The organism is Pedobacter sp. AC379 (genome assembly GCF_979258145.1).
Genome location: NZ_OZ409839.1, coordinates 5,573,445 through 5,598,673, shown reverse-complemented (window position 1 = coordinate 5,598,673; position 25,229 = coordinate 5,573,445). Strand labels below are relative to the sequence as shown.

The 25,229-nt window shown below is 38.1% G+C and carries 14 protein-coding genes; 9 read left to right on the top strand and 5 right to left on the bottom strand.

From position 1 onward, the window contains the following. The first annotated feature begins 653 nt into the window (after positions 1 to 653). The 9 genes from ACZZZW_RS24085 to ACZZZW_RS24045 all read left to right on the top strand — a co-directional run bounded on the left by ACZZZW_RS24085 (position 654) and on the right by ACZZZW_RS24045 (position 17,259). On the top strand, positions 654 to 3,572 hold the full coding sequence (locus ACZZZW_RS24085) for a triple tyrosine motif-containing protein (protein WP_463497279.1): 2,919 nt from the start codon (positions 654 to 656) through the stop codon (positions 3,570 to 3,572). Between the two features lie 258 nt (positions 3,573 to 3,830). Next, a complete protein-coding gene (locus ACZZZW_RS24080) occupies positions 3,831 to 6,977 on the top strand; it encodes a SusC/RagA family TonB-linked outer membrane protein (RefSeq protein ID WP_463497276.1) in 3,147 nt (1,048 codons plus the stop codon). Between the two features lie 10 nt (positions 6,978 to 6,987). Beyond that, positions 6,988 to 8,517, top strand: coding sequence for a RagB/SusD family nutrient uptake outer membrane protein (locus tag ACZZZW_RS24075; protein ID WP_055903157.1), 1,530 nt, complete (start codon positions 6,988 to 6,990; stop codon positions 8,515 to 8,517). A gap of 94 nt (positions 8,518 to 8,611) precedes the next feature. Next, positions 8,612 to 10,018: a glycoside hydrolase family 30 protein gene (locus ACZZZW_RS24070; RefSeq protein ID WP_463497272.1), complete on the top strand. Its 1,407-nt coding sequence runs from the start codon at positions 8,612 to 8,614 to the stop codon at positions 10,016 to 10,018. A 25-nt stretch (positions 10,019 to 10,043) separates the two neighbouring features. Continuing rightward, positions 10,044 to 11,795, top strand: coding sequence for a cellulase family glycosylhydrolase (locus tag ACZZZW_RS24065; RefSeq protein ID WP_055903296.1), 1,752 nt, complete (start codon positions 10,044 to 10,046; stop codon positions 11,793 to 11,795). Between the two features lie 85 nt (positions 11,796 to 11,880). Further along, positions 11,881 to 13,005: a multiheme c-type cytochrome gene (locus ACZZZW_RS24060; protein WP_463497269.1), complete on the top strand. Its 1,125-nt coding sequence runs from the start codon at positions 11,881 to 11,883 to the stop codon at positions 13,003 to 13,005. Positions 13,006 to 13,102: 97 nt separating this feature from the next. Continuing rightward, a complete protein-coding gene (locus tag ACZZZW_RS24055) occupies positions 13,103 to 15,427 on the top strand; it encodes a TonB-dependent receptor (protein WP_055903153.1) in 2,325 nt (774 codons plus the stop codon). 4 nt (positions 15,428 to 15,431) lie between these two features. Beyond that, positions 15,432 to 16,241, top strand: a complete 810-nt coding sequence (locus ACZZZW_RS24050; RefSeq protein ID WP_055903151.1) for a DUF4249 domain-containing protein — start codon at positions 15,432 to 15,434, stop codon at positions 16,239 to 16,241. A gap of 61 nt (positions 16,242 to 16,302) precedes the next feature. Then, entirely contained in the window at positions 16,303 to 17,259 is a 957-nt protein-coding gene (locus ACZZZW_RS24045; protein WP_463497265.1) for a 2-hydroxyacid dehydrogenase, read from the top strand. 511 nt (positions 17,260 to 17,770) lie between these two features. Here ACZZZW_RS24045 and ACZZZW_RS24040 read toward each other — a convergent pair. From ACZZZW_RS24040 to ACZZZW_RS24020, 5 genes are all read right to left on the bottom strand, one after another. Continuing rightward, positions 17,771 to 20,497: an alpha-2-macroglobulin family protein gene (locus ACZZZW_RS24040; protein WP_055903147.1), complete on the bottom strand. Its 2,727-nt coding sequence runs from the start codon at positions 20,495 to 20,497 to the stop codon at positions 17,771 to 17,773. Between the two features lie 414 nt (positions 20,498 to 20,911). Continuing rightward, complete coding sequence (locus ACZZZW_RS24035; RefSeq protein ID WP_055903146.1) at positions 20,912 to 21,544, bottom strand: NAD(P)H-dependent oxidoreductase; 633 nt, start codon at positions 21,542 to 21,544, stop codon at positions 20,912 to 20,914. A gap of 859 nt (positions 21,545 to 22,403) precedes the next feature. Next, a complete protein-coding gene (locus tag ACZZZW_RS24030; protein WP_055903139.1) occupies positions 22,404 to 23,516 on the bottom strand; it encodes an endonuclease/exonuclease/phosphatase family protein in 1,113 nt (370 codons plus the stop codon). Then, positions 23,516 to 24,370: a rhomboid family intramembrane serine protease gene (locus ACZZZW_RS24025; protein WP_463497261.1), complete on the bottom strand. Its 855-nt coding sequence runs from the start codon at positions 24,368 to 24,370 to the stop codon at positions 23,516 to 23,518. The genes ACZZZW_RS24030 and ACZZZW_RS24025 overlap by 1 nt, the downstream gene beginning before the upstream one ends. After that, the gene (locus ACZZZW_RS24020; protein WP_055903135.1) at positions 24,363 to 25,094 is read right to left on the bottom strand and encodes a rhomboid family intramembrane serine protease; all 732 of its coding nucleotides are present in this window, start codon (positions 25,092 to 25,094) and stop codon (positions 24,363 to 24,365) included. Before ACZZZW_RS24020 ends, ACZZZW_RS24025 begins: the two co-directional genes overlap by 8 nt. Positions 25,095 to 25,229 lie beyond the last annotated feature (135 nt).

The following is a 25,229-nucleotide window of genomic DNA, read 5'->3' as shown; positions in this document are numbered from 1 at the left end:
ATTTTTGAAGATGAAACATATTGGCTCAGGCCTATTAAAAACCAGGTTTTACTGCACTGCCTAATGTTAATTAGCCCCGATTGCACGGAAAGCCCGGAGCGAGGCACGATTGAGGACTTGCAGTAAAAGCGGGACAGGAACAAACCCATCACTACTGACATCATGCTCCCAAAAACTAACCAGTTAATCTTCACCACTTAAGCTGTAATAATCAATTTACTAACAAGTCTACCAGCTGGTCAGGCTTAACCATATAACAATTATAAAAACACCTCTGCTCAGGCGCAATAAGCATCAGTTTTCTACTTGCACTGCCCAATGTTAATTAGCCCCGATTGCACGGAAAGCCCGGAGCGAAGCACGAGTGAGGACTTGCAGTAAAAGCGGGACAGGACCAAACCTATTACTACTGACATTCCGCTCCCAAAAACTAACCAGTTAATCCTCACCATCTAAGCTGTAATAATCAATTTACTTATATACATATCTTTTCAATTCTTATTAGTACAACAAAGCAAAATATAATGTTCATTATATAACTGATATGCTGAAAAGATGATCCATTAAATCGATATGATCGGATGTAAGCAACATTAATCAGAATTAAAATTATATATTTATTATTGCGTTCAAAATCATCCTTCCCTAACCAGATGAATAAACTTCTACTTGCGATCATATTTTTACTAATATTCTGTAATGTGCATGCCCAGGATTTATTGGGTATTCCGCAAATTGTAAATTACAACAACGAACAGTATAACGCTGGCATACAGAATTGGGATGTAGAGCAGGATAAAAATGGGATACTTTATTTTGGCAATAACGAGGGTTTGCTCACTTTTAACGGCCGGTATTGGAACCTCTTTAGGTTGCCCAATTATACCTCGGTACGCTCAGTAGGTATCGATTCTAAAAACCGCATTTATGTAGGCGGGCAGGATGAGTTTGGCTACTTTTACCCAAATGCACAGGGTGTATTAAAATATACTTCTTTATTAAACCTGCTGCCAGAAAATATGCGAAAACTGGCCGATATCTGGGGTGTTTCCATTATACACAACGAGGTATTCTTCAGATCGATACATGCCATTTTACATTATAAAGATGGTGTAATAAAAAGTTATAAAACCAATACTACCTGGCTGTTTATGGGAATGGCTAACAACAAAATATTTTCGCAATCTTCTGATTCGGGTTTACTGCTTTACGAGCACGAAATGTGGAAACCCTTTTGTAGCGACAGTATTTTAAACCGCTCATCTATTACAGCTGTGTTGCCATATGCTGGCGATACATTATTGATTTCTGTATTGAAAAAGGGGTTCTTTTTAGTAGTTAATCACCAGTTGATACCCTTTAAAACAAATCTGGATCAGGTTTTTTTAAATAACAGGATTTATTTTGCCAATCAGATCAGTGCCAATCTGTATGGCGTTGCCACCACATCTGGTGGGGTATATATTATGAACAGGAAAGGTGAACTCGTTCAAAAATACAATTACAGGGAAGGTTTGCAGAACAACAATGTTAGGGGAATTTTAATTGATCGTGATAAAAATATGTGGCTTGCGCTTGATGATGGCATAGCCTATGTAGCCATTAACAGTGCTGTTAAAAATATTTTTCCCGACCGCAATAAACAGATTACCAGTTATGCTTTCAGAAAATTTAAGCAATCTGTTTACATCGGTACATCAAATGGCCTGTACCGAACCAAGGTTAGTGCCCAAGAACAGGATTTGAGCTATTCGCCTGCCAGTTTTGAAGAAGTAAACAACACCAAAGGCCAGGTTTGGGGCCTTGATGAGATTAACAGCCAGCTGTTAATGGCCCATGAAGATGGTACGCTACTGGTTGAAGATAATGTAGCCAGGCCAATTTATAGCTTAATCGGTACTTGGATGTACCAAACACCTGATAATATTTACCCCAGTAAAGAGCTTATTGCCGGAACTTATGCAGGGTTACAAAAAATTGTTTACAACAACTCCCGTTTTAGCAATGCAGGCAAAATTGGCGGCATTGCCGAAACTTTACGCTTTATTGTGGCTGATAATAACAATCCAGATCGCATTTGGGCATCACACCCCTATCATGGTGTATATAAAATAGAATTGCAACCCGATCATCAGCATGTGCTCCATACCACGTTATATACCGAAAAAAACGGCTTACCATCAAAGCTCTATAATTATGTTTTCCATATCAAAAACAGGGTAGTTATTGCAACAGCCGATGGAGTATATGAATATGATGAAAGTGCACAGAAATTTGTGCGTTTTAAATTGCTTGCCAACGCCATAAACCATATATCGGTTCAATATATGAAAGAAGATGGCGATGGCAATGTGTGGTTTGTAAGCAATAAAAAGGTAGGGGTAATCGATTTTAAACATCCATCCGGATCAAACCCCTTTACTGTATATTATTTGCCCGAACTGGATGGCAAAGTTGTAGGCGGTTTTGAATCTATTTATGCGCTCGATAGCAAAAACATTTTCATAGGGGCCAATAAAGGTGCTTACCACATTAATTATGATAAATACATCAAAAATATTATTAAACCTGTTGTAACACTCGGCCAAATTAAACTGCTTGGCAATAAAGATAGTTTGGTATTTGGCGGCTACTTTGTAAGTAAAGGAATAATTTCTGATAAACAAGATCAAAAGGAGATACCAGAATACGTTAACAGCTTAAACTCCATTCATTTCGAATATGCTTCTACACTTTTTGAGCACGATAAGAATACAAAATTTAGCTATCAGCTGGTGGGCTTCGATAGCGAGTGGTCTGCATGGGGCATAAAAAGCGAAAAAGATTACACCAATTTACCCGCCGGCAAATATACTTTTAACATTAAAGCACGAACGGATGTTGGCAACGAATCGGCGGTAGTGGCCTATACTTTTGTAGTATTACCGGCCTGGTACAATACCATTTGGATGAAGATTTTTTACCTGATTTTAATTGTGCTGCTCATCAGACTGTTAATTAAGTGGCAAAAACGGAAACACATTAAAGAGCAAGACCGCATGAGCTACCTCCACCAGCTGGAACTGGATAGGAACGAAAAGGAAATTGTAAGGCTGCAGAACGAAAAGTTAGAAGCCGATGTAAATTATAAAAACAAAGAACTTTCTACCATGACGATGCATTTGGTGCAACGGGGTAAAGTGCTTGCGAAGATAAAAGAGGTTATATCTGCGGTAATTAAAAACCACGATATTAATGAAAGTTCACCAAGTTTCAGGCATTTGATCAGGCTGATTAGAGATGTAGAAAAAAAGGATCAGGAACTGGATCATTTGAGTGTGCACTTTAACCATGTAAACACCGAATTTTTTAACAAGTTAAAAGATCTTTACCCTGATTTAAGTCAGAACGATTTAAAGTTTTGTGCCTATTTATCCATGAATTTATCTTCGAAAGAAATGGCGCAATTGATGAATGTTACCATTAAAGCCATCGAAGTTGGCCGATATCGGTTAAGAAAGAAACTCCAACTTAAACCCGAAACCAATTTATATGAGTTTCTGATTGATATTGCGCGTCAAAAAACGCCTTAAATCGATGTTTTTGTTACAATTGAAACATTTTCTGCCTGTATATATTAATTAACTGATTTCCAGTGATTTTGATTCTCGTTGTAGGGCTTATGTAGGTCTGTTTTTCTTTATTTTGAGTTAATTGAGGGCTTCTGTATGGTTCGTGTAGTAGCAGCAAATGCTGCAATTATTACGCGCCACCATAGATTTGATTTATGAAACACGGCCACCCAAGCCGCGATCACTAACTAACCAAATATTAACTTAAAACTAATTTCTATGAGAGGAAGATTTACATTCGTATTCTTCATTTACTGTATCTTGGCATTTCCGGCGGCTTTACTGGCGCAAGATATTCCCGTTACAGGAAAAGTAACAGAACAAAATGGCAGCCCATTACCTGGGGCCACAGTTAAGCTTGATGGTACAAGCAAAGCAGCCTCTACAGATGCCAGTGGTAATTTTAGCATTCAGGCACCAGTAGGTGGTAAATTAACCGTTAGCTTAATAGGTATGGCTACCCAAACTGTAACTGTACCGGCAGGAGGAAAATTAAATATTACCCTTGCCCCCAGTTCAAAAGATTTAACAGAGGTTGTTGTTGTAGGTTACGGCACACAAAAGAAAAGTGTGGTAACTGGTGCAATCTCCAGTGTTAAAGCTGCCGATTTGGAAAACCAACCCACCACTACGCGCTTAGAACAAGCTTTGCAAGGTAGAACTTCAGGGTTAACTGTTGCTGCACAATCAGGCCAGCCAGGTTCGGCATCAACTGTGCGTATAAGGGGCTTTACCTCTTTTGGCGGCAAAAATGATCCTTTATGGGTAATTGATGGTGTTGTGGTTGATAATGGTGGGATTGGATATCTTAATCAGTCGGATATTGAATCTATCGAGGTGCTAAAAGATGCTGCATCGGCAGCAATTTATGGTGCACGTGCGGCATCAGGCGTTATCATTGTAACCACTAAGAAAGGTAAAAATGGTAAAATAAGTTTAAGCTACAATGGATATTATGGAGAAGCAAAAGCGGCTAAGAAATTAGATTTACTAAATGCTACAGAGTATGCCACACTCAGAAATGAGGCATATACAAACGATTTTGTCCCTGGCCCTGGTGTAGTGTTTACCCTGCCATATGCTAACCCTGCCGCTTTAGGCGAAGGAACCGACTGGCAATCTTACGTTTTCAATAACAGTGCAGCCCGTCAAAACCATGAAGTTTCTATAAATGGAGGTAATGATAAATCGACTTTTTATTTATCGTTCGGTTATTTTAAGGTTGATGGTATTGTTGCTACTGAAATTTCTAAATATAACAGGGCAAACATTCGGATTAATTCTCAGCATAAGTTGTATAAATGGTTAACTATTGGCGAAAATTTAGGCTATAGCCACGCAATTACCAACGGTATAGGAAATACCAACAGTGAATTTGGAGGGCCATTAAGTTCGGCTATAAATTTAGATCCCATTACACCCGCAATTATTACCGATCCAACAGCTGCAGCTACGTATAACAGTTATCCATTACCGGTATTTAGAGATCCGAATGGAAACCCTTATGGCATTTCTACAAGGGTAGCGCAAGAAATCACAAATCCATTAGGCGATATCAGAAGGAGAATTGGCAATTATGACTGGGACCATAATATTGTTGGTAACGCATTTTTAGAAGCAGAACCAATTAAAGGCTTACGCTTCCGTTCTACCTTAGGATCTAAACTGGCATTTTACGGTGGCGATGGTTTTAATCCAATTTATTATTTAAACTCATCTACTTCCAATAATAGAACCCAGTTTGCCAGAAATATCAATTATGTAATTACCTATAACTTAGAAAACACCGTTTCTTATACACGTGCATTGGGTAACCATAATTTAAGTTTGTTATTAGGCCAGGGATCTTACAGTGATGGTTTTAGCCGTAGTGTAAGTACCACATTTTACGATGTGCCGGCGCAGGATTTCTACTCAGCTTCGATGAGGTTCAAGCCTGTTGCTGCAAATAGAACTTCTGATGGCAGTGAAGGTACCGACCATAAAGTGTTCTCTTTATTTTCTCGTTTAACTTATGATTATAAAGAGAAATATTTATTCTCAGCTTTAATCAGACGGGATGGATCTTCGCGTTTTGGTGCGAATAATAAATATGGTTATTTCCCATCTGGCCAAATAGGTTGGGTACCAACAAAAGAAGACTTTTTTCCACAAAATAACATTGTTAATTTCTTGAAAATTCGCGGAAGTTATGGTGTAACAGGTAATGATGGTATTGGCGATTTTGCATACGTACCTCTTGTAGCCAGTGGCAGAAACTATACTTTCGGCAACGAAAATACAGTAAATATAGGCTACAGCCCTGCGGCATCTGCAAACCCTGATTTAAAATGGGAAGAAACCAGGCAAACCAACATTGGTATCGATGCAACCTTATTTCAGAACGTAAGTTTGGTTTTAGATTGGTATAAAAAGAAAACTGTAGGTATTTTACAGAACCCGCCAGTACCTGGGTACATTGGTAGCGGTAGTCCGGCAGCAAATATTGCAGATATGTCTAACTCTGGCTTCGAGTTTGAACTTAGCTATCGCAAAAAAATTGGTGAGGTTAATTTCGGTATCAGCGGAAATGGATCGTTCTTGAAAAACAGGATCGATAAATTAAGTCCGGGTGTTAACTTTATAGACGACAGTCAGGCCACTTTCCAAACTTTAGGCAATATTACACGTACGCAGATCGGGCATTCGTATAACGAGTTTTATGGTTATATCAACCAGGGTATATTTCAAACCCAGGATGAAATTAATGCTTACAAAGGTCCAAACGGAACAATTCTTCAGCCATTGGCAAAACCCGGCGATGTTAAGTTCGCCAACCTAAATAATGATGAGGTAATTGATGTTAACGACAGGGATTTTATCGGTAACGGCTTGCCAAAATTTACTTACGGCATTACACTGAATTTATCTTATAAAAGCTGGGATCTAACGGCCTTTGGTAGTGGAGTTGCAGGTAATATGATTTTTCAGGGCTTAAGACGCTTGGATATACCGAATGCCAATTATCAAACCAGCAGGTTAGACCGTTGGACACCATCCAACCCATCAACCACGCAACCAAGAATAACTGATAAAGACCCAAATAAAAACCTTACAAAATTTTCTTCCCTGTATTTAGAAAAGGGCGATTATTTCAGGTTAAGAACCTTTCAAATCGGTTACACCCTGCCTAAAAATATCGTAGGTAAAATTGGTCTTCAAAAATTCAGGGTATATGTTTTATCCGAAAATTTATTTACGGCTACAAAATATAGTGGTTATGATCCGGAATTGGGATCTAACAATAGTGGTAATGCTTTTAGTATTGATAGAGGTTTATACCCACAAGCAAGATCATTCGTATTTGGTGTTAATGCTAATTTTTAATTAAATTATAATGAAAAGAAAAATAACATATGCAATCGTAATCCTGGCAGGGTTTCAGTTGTTCGCTGGTTGTAAAAAATATTTAGAAATCAATCCACAAGAACGTATACTTTTAGATAACTATTATAAAACCCCTGCTGAAGCGAAAGCAGCATTGATTTCTATTTATGATAGGTTCGGAGCTCAAGCTGGTGGTTTGTATGATAAGGTTGCCATCATGGATGCCGCATCAGATGATCAGATTGCTGGTGGTGGTGGTCCTTCAGATATTAACGATCTTCAGGTGGTTAATAACTTCACCTTAAATTCTACAACCGGGCCACAAGGCTATTTATGGAATAAAGGCTATGCCGGTATTTTTAGGGCAAATATTTTTCTATCAAAGGTGGGTAACATCAGCATGGATGTTACAACCAAAAATAGTTATATAGCAGAAGCAAAAACCTTACGGGCTATCTTTTATTTTGATTTAGTACGCTTTTTCAAAAATATACCTTTACTAACTTCTGCAGTTGATCCTAAAGATATTTACAACGTTCTTCAGGTGCCTGCAACAGATGTATATGCATTAATTGAAAAAGATTTAACCGAGGCTATTCCTAACTTACCCAATACTATAGTAGCCAAAACAGATGGCGGCCGTATTACAAAAGGGGCTGCACAAGCTATGTTAGGGAAAGTTTATTTGCAACAAGGAAAAAATGCCCAGGCAGCAGAGCAGTTTGCTATTGTGAATGGTACCACACCAGGTCAAATGAATGCAGTTTACGGTTATAAGCTTTTACCTAATTTCGGAGATTTGTTTAAAGTGGCAAATAAGTTCAACTCAGAATCGATTTTAGAAATTGTACATGCAAACTCCTCTAATGGCGGATGGGGCGATGCCGGTGCATCAGAAGGGAATCTGTTAAACATTATTGTTGGTCCGCGTGGTTATAAACCTGGGGCGGGTGCTCCTGATTATTATTCTGGTTACAGCTTTTTGTTATTCACCAAAGAATTCTTTGATTTTATTCATTTCGATCCACGTAATAAAGCAACTGTTGCCAATTTAGACAGCTTAGAAAAGAACGGAATTGCTACTTATGAAAAGGGATATCAAAATACAGGATACTTTCTGGAAAAAACCATTGGAAGGGTTTCCGATAAAGCACCAACTGGTCAAACAGAACTGAATTTCCCTCAGGATTCTTACGAAATCCGTTTAGCTGATACCTATCTTTTAGAGGCAGAGGCATTATTGGCTAGCGGTGCTCCGGTGGGTGCGGGTAGCCGTGCTTACCAGTTATTTAATGCAGTGCGTGCACGTGTGGGGCTAAGTCCGATTGCAGTAACGCTTGATAATATTATGAAAGAAAGAAGGCTCGAACTTGCCGGTGAAGGCCATCGTTTCCTTGATTTGGTACGTTGGGGCAAAGCAGCAACCGTACTGGCTTATAAAGGCTTTAAAGCAGGTAGAAATGAAATTTTCCCGATTCCGCAGTCCGAACTTGCCAATACTAAAATAGAGCAGAACAAAGAATATGGCGGAACAAAATAGTTGCTCATCTATTACATACGCTTAAGTTTAATTGTTAACAGGAAGGAAGCAGCGTCTTTCTTCCTGTTTTTTTAATCTGATCATTAGTTTACCTATGCTTCATTCCAAACCGCTACACCTATTTATTGCTTTTATTTTCACCTGCTCTTCCCTTTGTGCTGTTGCCCAGAGCCAGGCAGAGGTTTGGCTCACCAAGGCAGATCGATCTGTACTATTTGCCAAACAGGCAGCAGGCTTAAGTTTTAAAACCGTTAAAAATGATAACCCAACTATTTTAATTAATGAAAAGGAAACTTATCAAACCATTGATGGCTTTGGTTACGCTTTAACCGGAGGCAGTGCACAGCATATTATTAAAATGTCGGCACCGGCAAGAGCTGCATTATTGAAAGAACTTTTTGCTGTAGATGGGAACAACATCGGCGTGAGTTATATCCGGTTGAGTATTGGCGCATCAGATTTAAATGAAAAAGTATTTTCTTACAACGATCTTCCCGAAGGACAAACTGATTTAACACAGGCCAAATTCGACCTCGGCCCCGATAAAGTGGATGTAATTCCGGTAATGAAGGAAATCCTGGCGATAAACCCAAAATTGAAAATTATGGGTTCACCATGGTCTCCCCCCTTATGGATGAAAACCGCTTATGATGCCCGTGGAGGCATGTTAAAGCCAGCTTATTATGATGCTTACGCTAAATATTTTGTCCGTTATGTACAGGAAATGCAAAAAGAGGACATTCCTATCGATGCAATAACCGTTCAAAACGAACCTTTACACCCTGGCAATAACCCAAGCTTGTTAATGGTTGCACCAGATCAGGCACTTTTTGTAAAGAAATTTCTCGGTCCGGCATTTGCAAAAGCAAATATTAAAACCAAAATTCTGGTATACGATCATAATGCCGACCGGCCCGATTACCCGATTACGATTTTAGATGATCCTGAAGCCAAAAAGTATATCGATGGTTCTGCGTTTCATTTGTATGGAGGAAAAATTGAAGCTTTAACCGATGTACACAATGCCCATCCTGATAAAAACATTTACTTTTCAGAACAAATGGTGGTTGAACAGCCAGATGCTACAGACATTAAAATTGTGAACCCCGTTAAGCGTTTAATTATTGGTGCTACCCGTAACTGGAGTAAAAATGTATTGGAATGGAATCTGGCTGCCGACCCCGAAAATAAACCCTACACCGATAGAGGAGGCTGCTCCATGTGCCAGGGTGCGGTAACCATTAATAAAGATGCATACAGTAGAAACCTGGCTTATTATTCCATTGCACATGCATCTAAATTTGTGCGGCCGGGTGCTGTTCGTATTGCCACTAACGATTTAAGCGATTTACCAAATGTTGCCTTTAAAACACCTGATGGAAAACACGTTTTAATTGTAGCCAATAGTGGTAAAAACGTGGCATTGTTTAATATCGGCTTTAAGGGCAAAACCATTGTGGCAGCACTTGATAAAGGAGCTATAGCAACCTATGTGTGGTAATTATCTAAAACCTAACCTAAATTTTATGTCTTTTATAAAATCAATAATATATACTTTTCTGCTCAGCGCCATTTCGTTTACAGGGTTTTGTCAGGGGTTTTTAAAGGCCGATGGCAAAAAAATAGTCAATGAAAAAGGAGAGAATGTTTTGCTCCGTGGTTTTGGTTTAGGCGGTTGGATGTTGCAAGAAGGTTATATGCTCAAAATTAACAAAGAGGCGCAGCAATACCGAATCCGCGAAAGGATAGAAGAACTAATGGGGCCTAAGCAAACGCAGGAGTTTTACGATGCCTGGCTAGCTAACCACATGCGCAAAATTGATGTAGATTCGATAAAACGCTGGGGATTTAATTCCATCCGATTGCCCATGCACTATAATTTATATACATTACCGGCTGACAAAGAACCTGTTGCAGGCAAAAATACCTGGCTCGATAAAGGTTTTGCCTTAACCGATAGCTTGTTGGCCTGGTGTAAGGCGAATAAAATGTACCTCATTTTGGATCTGCATGCCGCACCTGGCGGACAAGGGAACGATTTAAATATTGCAGACCGCGATCCTTCAAAACCGTATTTATGGGATAGTGAAGCCAATCAGCAAAAAACGATTGCCTTATGGAAAAAACTGGCCGAACGGTATAAAAATGAACGTTACATTGGCGCATACGACATTCTGAACGAACCCAATTATGGTTTCTCAAACCCTGAAGAAGATAAAAATGGCACGAAAGAAAAAGTAAATGCACCATTGCGGAAACTGATGGTTGAAATTACCAAAGCCATTCGCGAGGTTGATCAAAAGCACATCATTATTATAGAAGGAAATGGCTGGGGCAATAATTATAATGGTGTTTTCCCGCTTTGGGATAAAAATATGGTTTTAAGTTTCCACAAGTATTGGAATTATAACGATCAGGCTTCCATTGCACATATTATCAAAGCCAGAGATGAGCAAAATGTTCCGGTTTGGCTGGGCGAAACAGGCGAAAATTCTAACGTTTGGTTTACTGATGCCATTAGCCTTTTAGAAAAAAATAACATTGGCTGGTCTTGGTGGCCATTAAAAAAGATCGGCAGCAATAACCCAATGGAGATTAAATCGAACCCCAATTATGATGCATTGGTGAAATACCTAAATAATGGAGGCAACAAACCTAAAGATAGCAATGTGTACAGTGGCTTAATGGAACTTGCTATTTATTCGCGTTTAGAGAATACAATCATCCACCATGATGTAATTGATGCGATGATCCGCCAGCCTTTTAGTAACGGAACCAAACCTTTTAAAGCCAATTTAATTAAAAATAAAAGCATTGTTTATGCGGTAGATTACGATCTTGGTAGAAATGGTTTTGCTTATTCTGACACCGATACTGCCGATTACCATACTTCAACAGGGAAACGTACTGCCGGAAACCGTGGCCGCAGTTACCGTAATGATGGGGTAGATATTGCAAAAGATTCAGCACAGTACGAAAAGTATTATGTAAACCATATCGAAAAAGGAGAGTGGTTACAATACACGGTAAATGTTGCACAAAAAGGAACTTACACACTTAAAATTAATACAGCAGCAGATCATGCTGCAGGCAAATTAACCATTGCAATTGATGGCAATACTATAGCGAAAGATATTGCTGTACCAAATACCGGCGATAGTAAGAAGTTTGCAACTTTTGAACTTAAAAATATCGCCTTAAAAGCAGGAAAGCAAAAAATAAAGGTGCTGGCAGAGGTTGGAGGCTATAATTTTAGTTATATTCAGTTTATAAAGTAATAAAGCACATCTAGTGAAAGGCGCGAAACGTATCCTGTTTATTTTAGGGGCTCTTGCTGTTGTAATCCTAATCCTTTCGCGATGTATGAATGCTGCTGATAAATTACCACCTGATATTAGGGGCGAAGCCTATGCCGGAGCAGCTACATGCGTAAAATGCCATAAAGATTTAGCGCAGTCTTTTGCGCATAATGCACATGGTTTAACATCTAAACCCGTTGTTGATGCTGCCTTATTGAAAATTTTTTCACCCGATTCTAACCGCTTTTTATTTGATGAACATCAAAAAGTAGTTATAGAGAAAAGAGATAGTGGCATTTTTCAGGTAGCTTATCAGAATAACAAAGCAGTACGTGCCCAAAAATTTGATATTCAATTCGGATCTGGCGAAAAAGCGTATACCTATGGTTATTGGATTGGGAATAAGTTATACGAATTACCTTTATCTTATTTCTCTGCTATCCAGAACTGGGCCATTAGTCCGGGCTTTCCTAAAAATACATTTTACTACGATAGGGCAATTACAAGCCGCTGTTTGGAGTGCCATGCCTCTTATGTAGATGTAAAAATCAAGCAGGAATCTGCTTTTTCCAAAGAAGAACAAATGGAAAAAGGATCTGTAATTTATGGAATAGATTGTGAGCGTTGCCACGGCCCGGGTAAACAACATGTGGTATTTCATATGGAAAACCCGGAAGAAAAGACGGCAAAATTCATCAGCATTTTTAAAACACTTTCCCGCAAGCAAAAAATGGATGTTTGCGGAGTATGCCATTCAGGCAATACTTTGGTAGCACAACGATCGGTATTTGTTTTTAAACCTGGTGATGACCTGGATGCCTATTATTCGCAGGATTTTGTTGGATTTGGTGGTGGCGGTATCGATGTACATGGTAACCAGAGTGCCATGTTAAAGGGGAGTAACTGTTATCAGAAAAGTGAAACCATGACCTGCCAATCGTGCCACAGCACACACGAAAATATTAAAGGCAATTTGGCCATTTATTCTCAACGTTGCATCAACTGCCATCAAACAACCCGGCATAGCCAGGCTACCCTTGCAAAAGGATCACTCACCAGCAATTGCATCGATTGCCATATGCCCAAAGAATCATCAAAATTAATCAGTTTTCAGCAGGCTGGTAAAGATCATTTAAGTGCTTATATGTTGCGCTCACACCATATTGCAATTTATCCCGTTATAAAGTAAATAAACCCGTTTGTATGAAGAAATTGCCCATTATCTGTTAAAAGGGCTTGGAATTCGTACATTTGGTTTCGACCTTATAAATTAGATAGTAGCCAATATGCTCATAAAACACTACTTAGCGTTATTTTTTCTCGTCCTCATCACATCTGCTACTTTTGCTCAAAATAAATTTACCCTCAGTGGTACCATCCGTGATGCCAGCTCAGGCGAAACGCTTATTGGAGCAACGGTAAAAATTATTGGAGCATCTACAGCAGCAACCCTAACCAATAATTACGGGTATTTTGCCTTAACCCAACCAGAAGGAACTTATACTGTTACAGTAAGTTATACAGGCTATACAGCCATTGTTAAAACCATTGATTTAAATAAAGATACCAAGCTTAACGAAGAATTAAAAAGTGCAATCGATTTGGCCGAGGTAACGGTAAATGCAAATAACCGTAAAAATGAAAATGTTAAAAGTGCACAAATGGGGCTGGAGCGGATTGATATGAAGTCGCTAAATTCCATTCCCGTATTATTGGGCGAAAAGGATATTTTAAAAACCATTCAGCTGCTGCCTGGTGTAAAATCAGGCGGCGAGGGCAATACCGGATTTTATGTACGTGGTGGTGCTGCCGATCAGAATTTAATTATTTTGGATGAAGCAGTGGTTTACAATTCCTCGCACTTGCTTGGCTTTTTTTCAACCTTTAATGCTGATGCAATTAAAGATGTAAGCTTGTACAAAGGCGGTATGCCGGCACAGTATGGTGGTCGTTTATCATCTGTTTTAGATGTAAAAATGGATGATGGCAACAATAAGGAATTTAAATTTCAGGGCGGGATCGGATTAATTGCCTCGCGCATAAAGGCAGAAGGACCGATTGTTAAAGATAGGGGTTCTTTTATGGTGAGTTTCCGCAGAACGTATATCGACTTGTTTTTGAGGTCGTCGCCCGATTCGTCTGTAAATGGCAGTACCTTAAATTTTTATGATATCAATGCCAAGGCGAATTATAAAATCAATGATAAAAATACCATTTATATTTCCGGCTATTTTGGCAAGGATAACATTGGTGTTAAAGATCTGTTCGAAAACAATTGGGGCAATGTAACCACCACCATCAGGTTAAATCATATTTTTAGCGACCGTTTATTTTCCAATACATCATTAATTTATAATAACTACAATTATACCGTAAGGTTGTTAAACGATGCCACTAACTTTAAAGCAACCTCATTGGTCAGGGATTTTAACTTTAAAGAAGATTTTCAGTATTTCAGCAATAAACACACCTTAAGATTTGGTATAAATGCCACACAACACCGCATTTCGCCTATAGATATTGATAGCGATGAAGCTTCGCAGGTTAATTCACTTACACAAGAAAGGCGTTACGGTATAGAATCTGCTGCTTACATTTCAGATGAATGGGCGGTAAACGAACATTTAAACTTTTTATATGGTGTGCGCCTGGCTGCTTTTTCTTTAATGGGCCCAGGTAATTTTAGTACCTACGATGCAGATGGAAATACCCTATCGACCGAAAATGTAGCCAAAGGAAAATTCCATAAAAACTACTTTAACCTCGAGCCCCGTTTTTCGGTAAGTTATCTCTTTAATGAAGAAAATTCAATCAAAGCTTCTTATAACCGCAATACGCAAAATGTACACATTTTAACCAATGCAACATCAAGCTCACCAACCGATCAATATGTTTTAAGCAGTACGAATATAAAGCCCGAAATTGCCGATCAGGTTGCTTTGGGTTATTTTAAAAATATTCAGGATAACAATTATGAGCTTTCGGGTGAGATTTACTATAAATGGCTTCAAAACCAGATTGATTACAAAAATGCAGCAGAATTGTTGGCCAATTCGAATGTAGAATCCGAACTTTTATACGGAGTAGGCAGGGCTTATGGCCTGGAGCTGTTTTTTAAAAAGAAATTTGGAAAACTGAACGGTTGGGTAGGTTATACCTTATCACGTACCGAACGTAAGTTTACTGAACTTAATAATGGTAATTATTTTCCGGCAAGGCAGGATAGGACCCATGATATTTCAGTAGTGGGTATTTACAACATGACTAAACGCTGGACTTTCTCTTCAAGTTTTATATACAGCACCGGTAATGCAGTTACCTATCCCGCAGGTAAATACAGCATTGGTGGCCAAATGGCCTATTATTATACCGAAAGAAATGCAGGCCGTATGCCTTATAACATGCGTTTGGATGTTAGTGCAACTTTAGAAGGCAAACCGGGTAAAAAATATCAATCGAGCTGGAATTTTGGTATTTATAATGTTTTGGCCAGAAAAAACCCTTATTCCATTGAGTTTATTACCGATCCGGATAATCCGGGTAAAACGGCTGCCCAGCAAACTTCATTGTTTGGCCTTATTCCTTCAATTACCTGGAACTTTAAATTTTAAGCGCATGAAAAAACTGATTATATATTTTTCGCTGTTTACCTTATGTTTAACATCTTGCAAGAAAATTATCTCTATTGATACCGAAAATGCCGATCCACAGATTGTTATCGAAGGCAAGATTAATGATCAACTGATCGATCAGCAGATTAAGATCAGCAAAACCATCGGCTATACAGAAGCAAACGTTTTTCCAAAAGTTTCGGGGGCAAGTGTTACCGTAACGGATAGTAAAGGGAATAATTATGTTTTTAAAGAAGGTGCAATAGCCGGTACTTACATCAACAGGATGCGGGGAGTTCCAGGGGTTACCTACAATTTAAATGTTACTTCAGAAGGACAAACTTATACTGCAAGTTCGAAAATGCCGAACGTGGTAAAAGTGGATTCTATTGGAGTGATTAAGAACTTTTTCTTTGGCAGGGAACGTAAAACTGCCGCAGTATTTTTGAAAGATCCGGTTAACGAAACCAATTTTTATCACTTTAACCTTTATGTAAATGATATTTTATCAGAACGTTTTTACGTTAATAACGATCGTTTAACAAATGGGAATGAACTTAGAATTCAATTGTTTTTTAAACCGCCAACTAATGATCATGATAGCGACGAGCTAAATTCTAACGATAAGATAAAGATAGAAATGGAATGTATTGATACCAACATTTTCGATTATTGGTATGCGCTGAGTCAGCAATCTAACCGTGGGCCAAACCAGGGCACTACACCAGCCAATCCAACTTCAAACATTTCCAATAATGCACTGGGCTATTTTAGCGCCAATACCTATCAGGTATTAACAGCAACAGTTAAATAATTGCGTGTTCAGTAATTATAATTGATTAAAACACCCAGGATTTTTTACTGTTAATTAAAATATGAAAGTATTTATAAGTGGCAATATTGCTTCAGTTGGCATACAGGAACTGGAAGAAAACAACATTTCGATTACCCAATGGAAAGAAAACAGGCAGATTACAGCCGAAGAACTTATAAAAGCCTGCCAGGATCAGGATGGATTGATCAGTGTAGGGCCGAATAAAATTAATGCCGAATTTCTTGAAGCCTGCAGTCACTTAAAAGTTATCGCTTTACAGTCTGTTGGTTACGATCAGGTTGATGTAGCGGCTGCGAAACGATTAAATATTCCAATTGGCAATACTCCGGGTGTTTTAAGCGGTGCCACTGCAGATACAGCTTTTTTATTAATGCTTGCCGCATCGCGAAAGGCTTTTTACGCCCACAAAAAAATTATTAATGGTGAATGGAAAAACTATGAGCCAACTCCCGAATTGGGGATTGAAATAAATGGCAAAACCCTTGGTGTTTTTGGCTTAGGGAAAATTGGTTTGGAAATGGCCAAAAAATGCATCGGTGCCTATCAAATGCAGGTAATTTACCACAACCGCTCGCGTAACGAAGAAGCTGAAAAAGAAATCGGTGCCACGTATGTTTCGTTTGAAGAACTTTTGGCTCAAAGTGATGTGCTTTCTATCCACACCGCACTCACACCAGAAACTAAAGATAAATTTACCCTTGATGTTTTTAAACAGATGAAACCCAATTCAATTTTCATTAATACAGCAAGGGGCGGCATACATAACGAAAAGGATTTGATTAAGGCACTTGAAGAAAAAATAATTTGGGGAGCAGGTTTGGATGTAACCAATCCGGAGCCAATGGATAAAAATAATCCATTACTGGCAATGGAAAGTGTTGCAGTATTACCACATATTGGTTCGGCCACTGAAGAAACAAGGGCAGCCATGGCGCAGATTATTGTAAAGAATGTTTTAGCTGGTTTAAAAGGAGAAAAGTTACCTTATGAGGTATGAGTGGGGGATGAATAGAGTTGTTGTTGGTTGATGGGTAATGGGTAATGGTTGATGGTTAATGGTTAATAGTCCATGGTATAATGGCCAGGCTTCATCATTTGCATAAACTAAATTGGTTAATAGTCCATGGTATAATGGCCAGGGTTCATCAACTGTATAAATTAAATTGGTTAATAGTCAATGGTATATGGCTAGGGTTGATTAATTGCGTATACCAAATTTGTTAATGGTCTAAGCTATAGTAGCCAGGAATCAGTTTAGTAGCATAATAATGGCCAGGGCCTATAAATTATCCCATACCAAATTGGTAGCTATTCCTCTGGGTTGATAGCCCTAGCTATTAACTATCGACTATCAACCATCGACTATAAGCTATACTACTTAACACAAATAATCTAAGGTATAATGGCCAGGGTTCATCAACTGCATCTACAAAATTGATAACTTATTCCTCTCGGTTAATAACCTTAGCTATTAACTATTAACTATCAACCATCGACTATAAGCTATACTACTTAACAAGATACTTAAATACCGATCTTCCTAAATTTCCGTTCGCATCAATACCTTCAATAATTACTTTGTACTGGCCTTTACCATCTGCATTATAATATTCGAAAGAAGCATTACCAGTTGCATCGGTTACAACTTTAGGGTTCCAATATATGGTGGTTCTTAAATCGTTTCGGTTCATACTCGCCGGAACATCGTATTTTGGAGAATAAAACTGTTTCTCTTTGTTATAACCTTGTGGTGAAAAAGTAAGCTCGTAATATTTCGGAAGCATATCCATCAATTGGGCTTTCGAAATTTTGGTTCCTTTAGGTGCTTTCTTCTGGTTAAATACAATTACACCATTTACGTTATTTGCTCGGTTTACCAAACCCAAATCATCTCTCAGGAAAACCTCAACAGATTCAAGCTGGTTAGCATCTAAGGTGTTAATCTGGTTAACATCCACATTCATACCGTTGATGAAAATACCCATCGGCACTTTTTTACCCTGGTTGTAATCTCTGCTTACATAAAAGTTATTATCAGCAAAGGTTACGCCAGCAAGCATGCCCTGTAAACAGTTTATTAATAAACCACAACCTTTTAAACGGTCGCCACTAATTTCATGATCAGCTATTTGGCTCAGTCCGCTTAATGCAGGGTAATCCTTATGGCTAACCTTTGGTACAACAGCCGCTTTAATGTTTACATCTTTTAAAGTGTGTAAATAGGCATATTGTCTTTTGCTGTTATCCAGGTAATTGGTTAAAGCACTGTCGATATTTAAAACTTCTTCAGCGGCACTAAAATTTCTTGTTAATGATGGAATCGGTGCGCCATTTAAGCTCAAAGTCATGTTTTTATAATTCACATTATACTTCGCTGTAATGGTAACTTTAGAAGAATCGTTAAATACCAGGTTCTGAAATTTAAAATTGCCAACAGGATCGGTGGTGCTTTCCAAATTAAAACGTTTATCGGGTATGGTTAACAATAAAGCGCCCTTTCTAACCGGAATGCCATTATTTTGACGTAAAATACCCGAAATTTCAATGCCTTGTTCAGGCAAAAAGTCGATTTTAGGCAATTTATTGGCAACAATATCTGTGTATTTAAAGCTGCGGTATCCCTGGGTAAGGAGCAGTACATCCAAATCAGCATTTTTCTTTGCATCGGGGGCATTAAAATAGTAGTTGGCCTTTTCAATGTAGCCTTTAACATCGCTGCTTAACAACAAGCCTGTTAATATGGTACTGGTTGCATCTTCACTCGATGGAACTTTGGTTTCATCTACAACAGCTACCGAGAAACTGCCTTCTACGGGGGCACCATCCTTTTTGGCAGCTACATTTATCTTCACTTTTTTCTTAACGCCATAAGTAGTAGCAGCACTGGTTAGGATTACTGCCATGGTGTTTTTGTGTTGAACAAATGCCAGTCTTTCGCTCAATGGCTTGCCAAATTCATTGAATAAAGTAAACTGGGCAATTCCATTAGGGAATTTAGATTTAAGTACAGTGGTATTATATTCCTTGTTTGATAACGCAGTTTGTGCTCCATAACATATAACACCCTTACTTTGTGCAATCAGATAGAACTTTTTGCCTTGGTTTTGTTCAAAAAAAGCATCATTGGCCGCAATTTTTATAGCTACATTATCGGCATTGCTGTTATCGATGTTTATGGCAATACCATTGGCTGTAACTGCAGGTAAGTTATAATTTTGTGTGGTACCATCGGCATAAGTAACTGCGGCTTTATAAGTTTTGCCTGCCTCGGCAAGTAAATTAAAACTGCCCATACCTAAATGCTGAGCCGTAAAAGTTGCCGCTGTTTTACCATCGCTATCGGTAATGGTTCCTTTTGAGCTGATGCCCAAACCATCACTTTTAATGGCCTTAAACGCTACCTTATTGGTTAAACCTGAAATTATACTTCCACCCTCTGGAAAAAATTGAAAATCTTTGCTTAAAATGGCATTTTTAAGTTGAAAGCTACTGTTGGCTACATCTTTATCAGTAGTGTTGATGCTGGTAATTAACTCACCTTTTTGCAATTGATATTCTGCCTTTTGCGCATTGCTCATAGCAATGGTTAAATAACCGTTTGCATCTGTTGTGCCCCTGCCTTTTGCAATTACCGTATAACTGGTAACCACCTGCCATGTTACACTTTTATTTGCATAAGGTTTATTGTTGGCATCTTTAAACTGAACCCTTGCATCAATTTTTTCAAGTTTATCAGTAGATGTATTTTTATACGTAATATGCGTTTTTACTTCCTTATCAATGGCTTCCCCTACATAAAATGTTTTGTTAAAGTAAGCAGGATCTTCACTATTAAGCATCCACAAGGTATAGGCCCTGATGTGGTAATTGCCTTGCTTGTAATTTACCTGATCTAAAGGGAAACTACCATAAGCGAAACCACCAGTTATAGGTAATTTTAAGGTTTGAATAAGGGAATCTTTCTGATTAATTACATCAACATAAATGATTTTACTGATGCCGGATAAAAAATTCTGATTTTCGGTAACATAAGCTTTAAACCAAACAGTATCGGCCACAGCATAATAAGGTTTATCAAAATGGAGATAAATTTTTTCAGCCGGATAATCGCTTAAAACTTTATTGGTTTTGCTGATCAGTGAATTTATACTTATGGTATCGGTTTGTGCCGAAGATGAAAAACTTAATGTGGATAAAAGTGACAGTATAACAAACGATAATCTAAAAATCTTCATGATTGGATATTAAATGCTAAGCCCGTAAATATATCCAATTATAAATAGAGCACATAAAATGTAGTGATGTTTAACATTTTTTTACAAATAATTGGTTCATTCCCTGCATACCATCCTCCTGAACTTGTTTCATGATTTAATACGAGATTGTTTTTGGTTAACTGATTAATCGTTTAAATCGGTTAACTGACTGCAAATTCCAGGTAAGTTTGATGGTCAATGGTACTTCGTTTAATATCGACTTCGTTTGTAACGGGGATAGGAGCGTTGCGATTTTATGATCATAAGAAAGCTTTTTGATTAGTGTATCCACATTGTAAATGTAATTCTCGTTGCAAACCACGACTATATTACTGCTATTAAACAAAACAGGCCACTAAATAGCGGCCTGTTTTTAAATTATAATGGGTTTGCCTATTTAAACTCAATTAAGAATTCTTCTTTTGGTGAACGTACCTTTTTAAGGTTTGCCAACCAATCTCCTGCTTCGTCTCTGTAACCTAATGGCAATAAGGTTACGCTTTTTAAACCTTTTTTATCTAAACCTAAAAGTTCGTCTAAAGCTGGTCCGTTAAAGCCTTCCATTGGGGTAGCATCAACTTTTAAAACCGCTGCTTCTGCAATAGCAATCCCAAAACCAATATAAGCCTGGCGCGCAGCATGGTTAAAGTTTTCTTCAGCAGATTTAGCTAAAAGCATTCCTTTTAACTGTGCTTTGTAAGCATCAGTAGTATCTAAAGGTAAGCCCCGCTCAGCATTCATTCTGTTAAAAACTTCATCAATTCCTTCTTCAGTATAGTTTTCGATTGCGGCGAAAATCAACAAATGAGAAGAATCGATTACCTGCGATTGGTTATATGCAATCGGTGCAATTTTCTCTTTTAATTCCTGATTGGTTACCACAATAACTTTAAAAGGCTGTAAACCTGATGATGTTGGTGCCAAATGTGCTGCAGCAATGATTTTATCAACCTTTTCTTGTTCTACCGGTTTACCGTTCATTTTTTTAACGGCATAACGCCAGTTTAGGGCATCTATTAAACTCATATTTTTGAAGATTTTTTTTAAATTTATAAGGCAAATATGAACATAAGCCTCAAACCTATTGTTGATGTATGGTAAGAAAAAAAAATAGCTAGTAATTTGGTCGACTTTTTCATGCTTGATTAATGCCATGATTCGTGTTACCACCTTACCATAGTTTATTTGCCTGCTGTATTAGCCCTTGAAATAAAAGCATATTATTATTTATTGAGTTAGTAAATGAGCGGCTTGTGGTTCTTGGCGGTTTGCAGTCCCGCCATTCGCTATAGTCCGGATGAAGAATCCGGTGCTGCCGCTTCTGTCGGGTTTAGGAACAATGGTTCTGCACCCTACAACCTCACAAATAGAATACTAACGTTGGCCATTTAGCCCCGGTTGAAGCGTTACCCTGCAGCAATGAGGTACGAGGAAGTGAAGCGTAAAAGCGCAGAACGGGAAGAAATTTATGTTTTGTATAGGCTTTGCGCTCCAAATTAAATTGATAGTTTTTAATTAGTAAATGAGCGGCTTGTGGTTCTTGGCGGTTTGCAGTCCCGCCATTCGCTATAGTCCGGATGAAGAATCCGGTGCTGCCGCTTCTGTCGGGTTTAGGAACAATGGTTCTGCACCCTGCAACCTCACAAATGGAATACTAATGTCGGCCATCTAGCCCCGGTTGAAGCGTTACTCTGCAGCAATGAGGTACGAGGAAGCGAAGCGTAAAAGCGCAAAACGGGAAGAAATTTAGTGTTTTGCATAGGCTTTGCGCTCCAAAAGAAATTGATAGTTTTTTAATCAGTAAATGAGCGGCTTGTGGTTGTTTATCCTATCGGTTGGTGTCTCACCGACCGAAATAAGCCTATCAATTTTGTTTTGCAATTGTTTACGGTACAAACCTCAAATCACTGCGTACAGGAAAATGATCAGATAACTTAGCTTGAGTAATTTTGTAATTGAGCACCTCTAAATCTTTTGATGTGGCAATATAATCGATCTGAAAATTAGGGAATTTGCCATTGTATGTTTTGCCAAATCCGTTGCCTTTTTTTATAAAACTATTGTTTAGTCCGGTAGTAATTTGTGTAACTACATAAGAAGCAGGGGTATCATTAAAATCGCCAGCAATAAGGTATGGGGTTTTACAGGTGGCCATTTCCTTTTTCATGATGTCTACCTGACCGCTGCGTTTTAAAAATGCACTTTTTAACATCCTCAAAATCCGCTTCGAAGGTTGCAATTCCGTATTCATTTCTTTCATCTTGTCCAGGTATTCGTAATCCTGTTTTTCGAAAGATATAGACTGAAAATGTACGTTATAAATTCTTAATGTTTTTCCTTTAATGTTCAGATCTGCATAAATACTCATATTTCCGGGGAAACCTTCAACGAAAGGAATTTTACCCGAATCTTTAATTGGGTATTTAGAAAAAATGGCTAAACCAGTGGCTTCGTAATCATTTTTATTGGTGGGCACAAAGTAGTAATATTTTGTATTCAACAATACTTTTAAACTATCAACAGTATCGAAAGCACCTTTATAACGGGTAAAAAATTCCTGAAAACAGATGATATCCGGATTTTGATCTTTCACCACCTGGAGCATTTTCTCCTTTACCGATTCGGTATTGTCTTCGCCATATAGTTTAAAGCTATGCACATTGTAAGTCATCATTCTGATGCTGTTTTCGGCTTTTTCTGAAAGGCCTTCATCACCACCAACGGCAAAGGTAGCTTTTAAAGTTTTGGCACCGATAGCGATAACCAAAACAGTGGCAATAGCAAAAAGCCATTTTTTGCTTAAAAACCACCAAACCAAAAAGATAATATTAATGAATAATACAAAAGGGTAGGCCAAACCAAAAAAAGCAATCAAAGCATGTTTTCTTGGATCCATATTTCCTGCAAGTACACCCAAAAGCAAGGCAATCGCCAGTAAAACGGCAACGGGTAAAAGGAGTTTATCCAGGAAACTGTATTTCTTCTTCTTTGTGGCCATTAATCTTTGCTTGCCTTAAATAGTTTTTCTTTTTCCATTGCCGTTAGTTTATCATATCCTGAAGTAGATATTTTATCTAAAATGGCATCAATTTCCTGTTGAGAAACGCCGCCTTTAAATTCGGGTTTTTTAACGGGTTTTTCATTGCGGACTACTTTTAATTTTGGCTTCCTTTCAAAAATTTTGCTCCAGTCGCTTCCATTCTGTAAACGCTTAATAAAAACAAAACCCAATAGTGCACCACCAATATGGGCTAAACTACCTCCTGCATTTACAGAACCGATTGAAATCAAATCAAGCACAAAATATACAATGGCAATCCATTTTATCTTTACTTCACCAAAGAAAAGCAACATAATTGTATAATTGGGAACCAAAGTTGCTGTTGCAAAAATAATGGCCATTACTGCTGCAGATGCACCTACAATGGTTACACCTTCTAAACCATTTGCGTAAAGCGGAAATATATTTAATGCAGCAACAGCAAATAAACCACCGAAAATACCACCTGCCAGGTATACGAAATGAAACTGGCGGCTTTTTAGGAAATTCATAAATATATTACCAAACCAAAATAAACCCAGCATATTAAACAGGATGTGAAGAATCCCATCATGAATAAACATGTAGGTGAGTACCGTGTAAAAACGTTCCGGTAATTTAGAAATACTTGCGGGTAAACCCACATATTCCTTAACAAACGGACTAATCAAATCTCCTTTGCCACTTAGCAAGCTCAATACACTAATAACAGCAATTGCTAAAAACAATATTACATTAACTCCAAGGTAAAAGAACAATGGATTGCCAGATTGAAAAACCTTGTATTTTAAATCTTTGAAAGTATTATTCATAAAGGGTATAAAATGTATCGTTTTTATCTTTCCATATTTTAACAAGGATAAAGCCAATTAAAGCTCCACCAAGGTGGGCGTAATGCGCAATAGAATCGCCTTCAAACTGCGCAACACCTAAAGATAACTCCACTAAAATATAAATTGGGATAATATATTTGGCTTTAACCGGTACCGGAATAAACATAATATACAATTCAGCATTAGGATAAAGCATGCCAAAAGCAACCAATAAACCAAAAATGGCACCCGATGCACCAACCATGCCACCAAAGTAAATACTGCGTAGTGTAATGGCCTGGGCCATTGAAAGCTGACTTGTGTTAAACTCGCCCCGAAATAAAGCGGTTAGATCGATTTTTCCGTTATTGGTAACGCTACCGATTATCTGATGTACCTCATAAGCCTGTACCGCCCATTGCAATGCAAGTGCACCTAAACCGGTGATGAAGTAAAAAATAATAAATTTTTTTCCGCCCCATCTCGTTTCTAATAAGCTGCCAAAAGAATATAGCGCAAACATATTAAAAAATATATGTGCTATACCGCCATGCATAAACATATAGGTAATGGGTTGCCAAAACCTAAATTTTGGAGAATCAAAATAAAAAACCCCTAATAGATCATCCAAATGGAGATTAGTAAGCAAAAAAGTAGCAGCAAAAAATAGAACGTTAATGATCAGCAAGTTCTTTACTACTGGTGGAATATATATGTTATTCATTTAAATTTTAAAATTGATTAATCGGTTAATTGTTCAGTCGTGGTTAATTGTTTAAACAGGTTAATCGGTTAATTTTTCAAATTGGTTAGTCGGTACTAAACGCCTAACACCAAACGCTGAGCCTGATAAATTGTT

What these genes read in the sequence shown, in the direction of transcription:
- ACZZZW_RS24085 (WP_463497279.1), top strand. Translation starts at nt 654, where the DNA reads ATGAATAAACTTCTACTTGCGATCATATTTTTACTAATATTCTGTAAT.
- ACZZZW_RS24080 (WP_463497276.1), top strand. Translation starts at nt 3,831, where the DNA reads ATGAGAGGAAGATTTACATTCGTATTCTTCATTTACTGTATCTTGGCA.
- ACZZZW_RS24075 (WP_055903157.1), top strand. Translation starts at nt 6,988, where the DNA reads ATGAAAAGAAAAATAACATATGCAATCGTAATCCTGGCAGGGTTTCAG.
- ACZZZW_RS24070 (WP_463497272.1), top strand. Translation starts at nt 8,612, where the DNA reads ATGCTTCATTCCAAACCGCTACACCTATTTATTGCTTTTATTTTCACC.
- ACZZZW_RS24065 (WP_055903296.1), top strand. Translation starts at nt 10,044, where the DNA reads ATGTCTTTTATAAAATCAATAATATATACTTTTCTGCTCAGCGCCATT.
- ACZZZW_RS24060 (WP_463497269.1), top strand. Translation starts at nt 11,881, where the DNA reads ATGAATGCTGCTGATAAATTACCACCTGATATTAGGGGCGAAGCCTAT.
- ACZZZW_RS24055 (WP_055903153.1), top strand. Translation starts at nt 13,103, where the DNA reads ATGCTCATAAAACACTACTTAGCGTTATTTTTTCTCGTCCTCATCACA.
- ACZZZW_RS24050 (WP_055903151.1), top strand. Translation starts at nt 15,432, where the DNA reads ATGAAAAAACTGATTATATATTTTTCGCTGTTTACCTTATGTTTAACA.
- ACZZZW_RS24045 (WP_463497265.1), top strand. Translation starts at nt 16,303, where the DNA reads ATGAAAGTATTTATAAGTGGCAATATTGCTTCAGTTGGCATACAGGAA.
- ACZZZW_RS24040 (WP_055903147.1), bottom strand. Translation starts at nt 20,497, where the DNA reads ATGAAGATTTTTAGATTATCGTTTGTTATACTGTCACTTTTATCCACA.
- ACZZZW_RS24035 (WP_055903146.1), bottom strand. Translation starts at nt 21,544, where the DNA reads ATGAGTTTAATAGATGCCCTAAACTGGCGTTATGCCGTTAAAAAAATG.
- ACZZZW_RS24030 (WP_055903139.1), bottom strand. Translation starts at nt 23,516, where the DNA reads ATGGCCACAAAGAAGAAGAAATACAGTTTCCTGGATAAACTCCTTTTA.
- ACZZZW_RS24025 (WP_463497261.1), bottom strand. Translation starts at nt 24,370, where the DNA reads ATGAATAATACTTTCAAAGATTTAAAATACAAGGTTTTTCAATCTGGC.
- ACZZZW_RS24020 (WP_055903135.1), bottom strand. Translation starts at nt 25,094, where the DNA reads ATGAATAACATATATATTCCACCAGTAGTAAAGAACTTGCTGATCATT.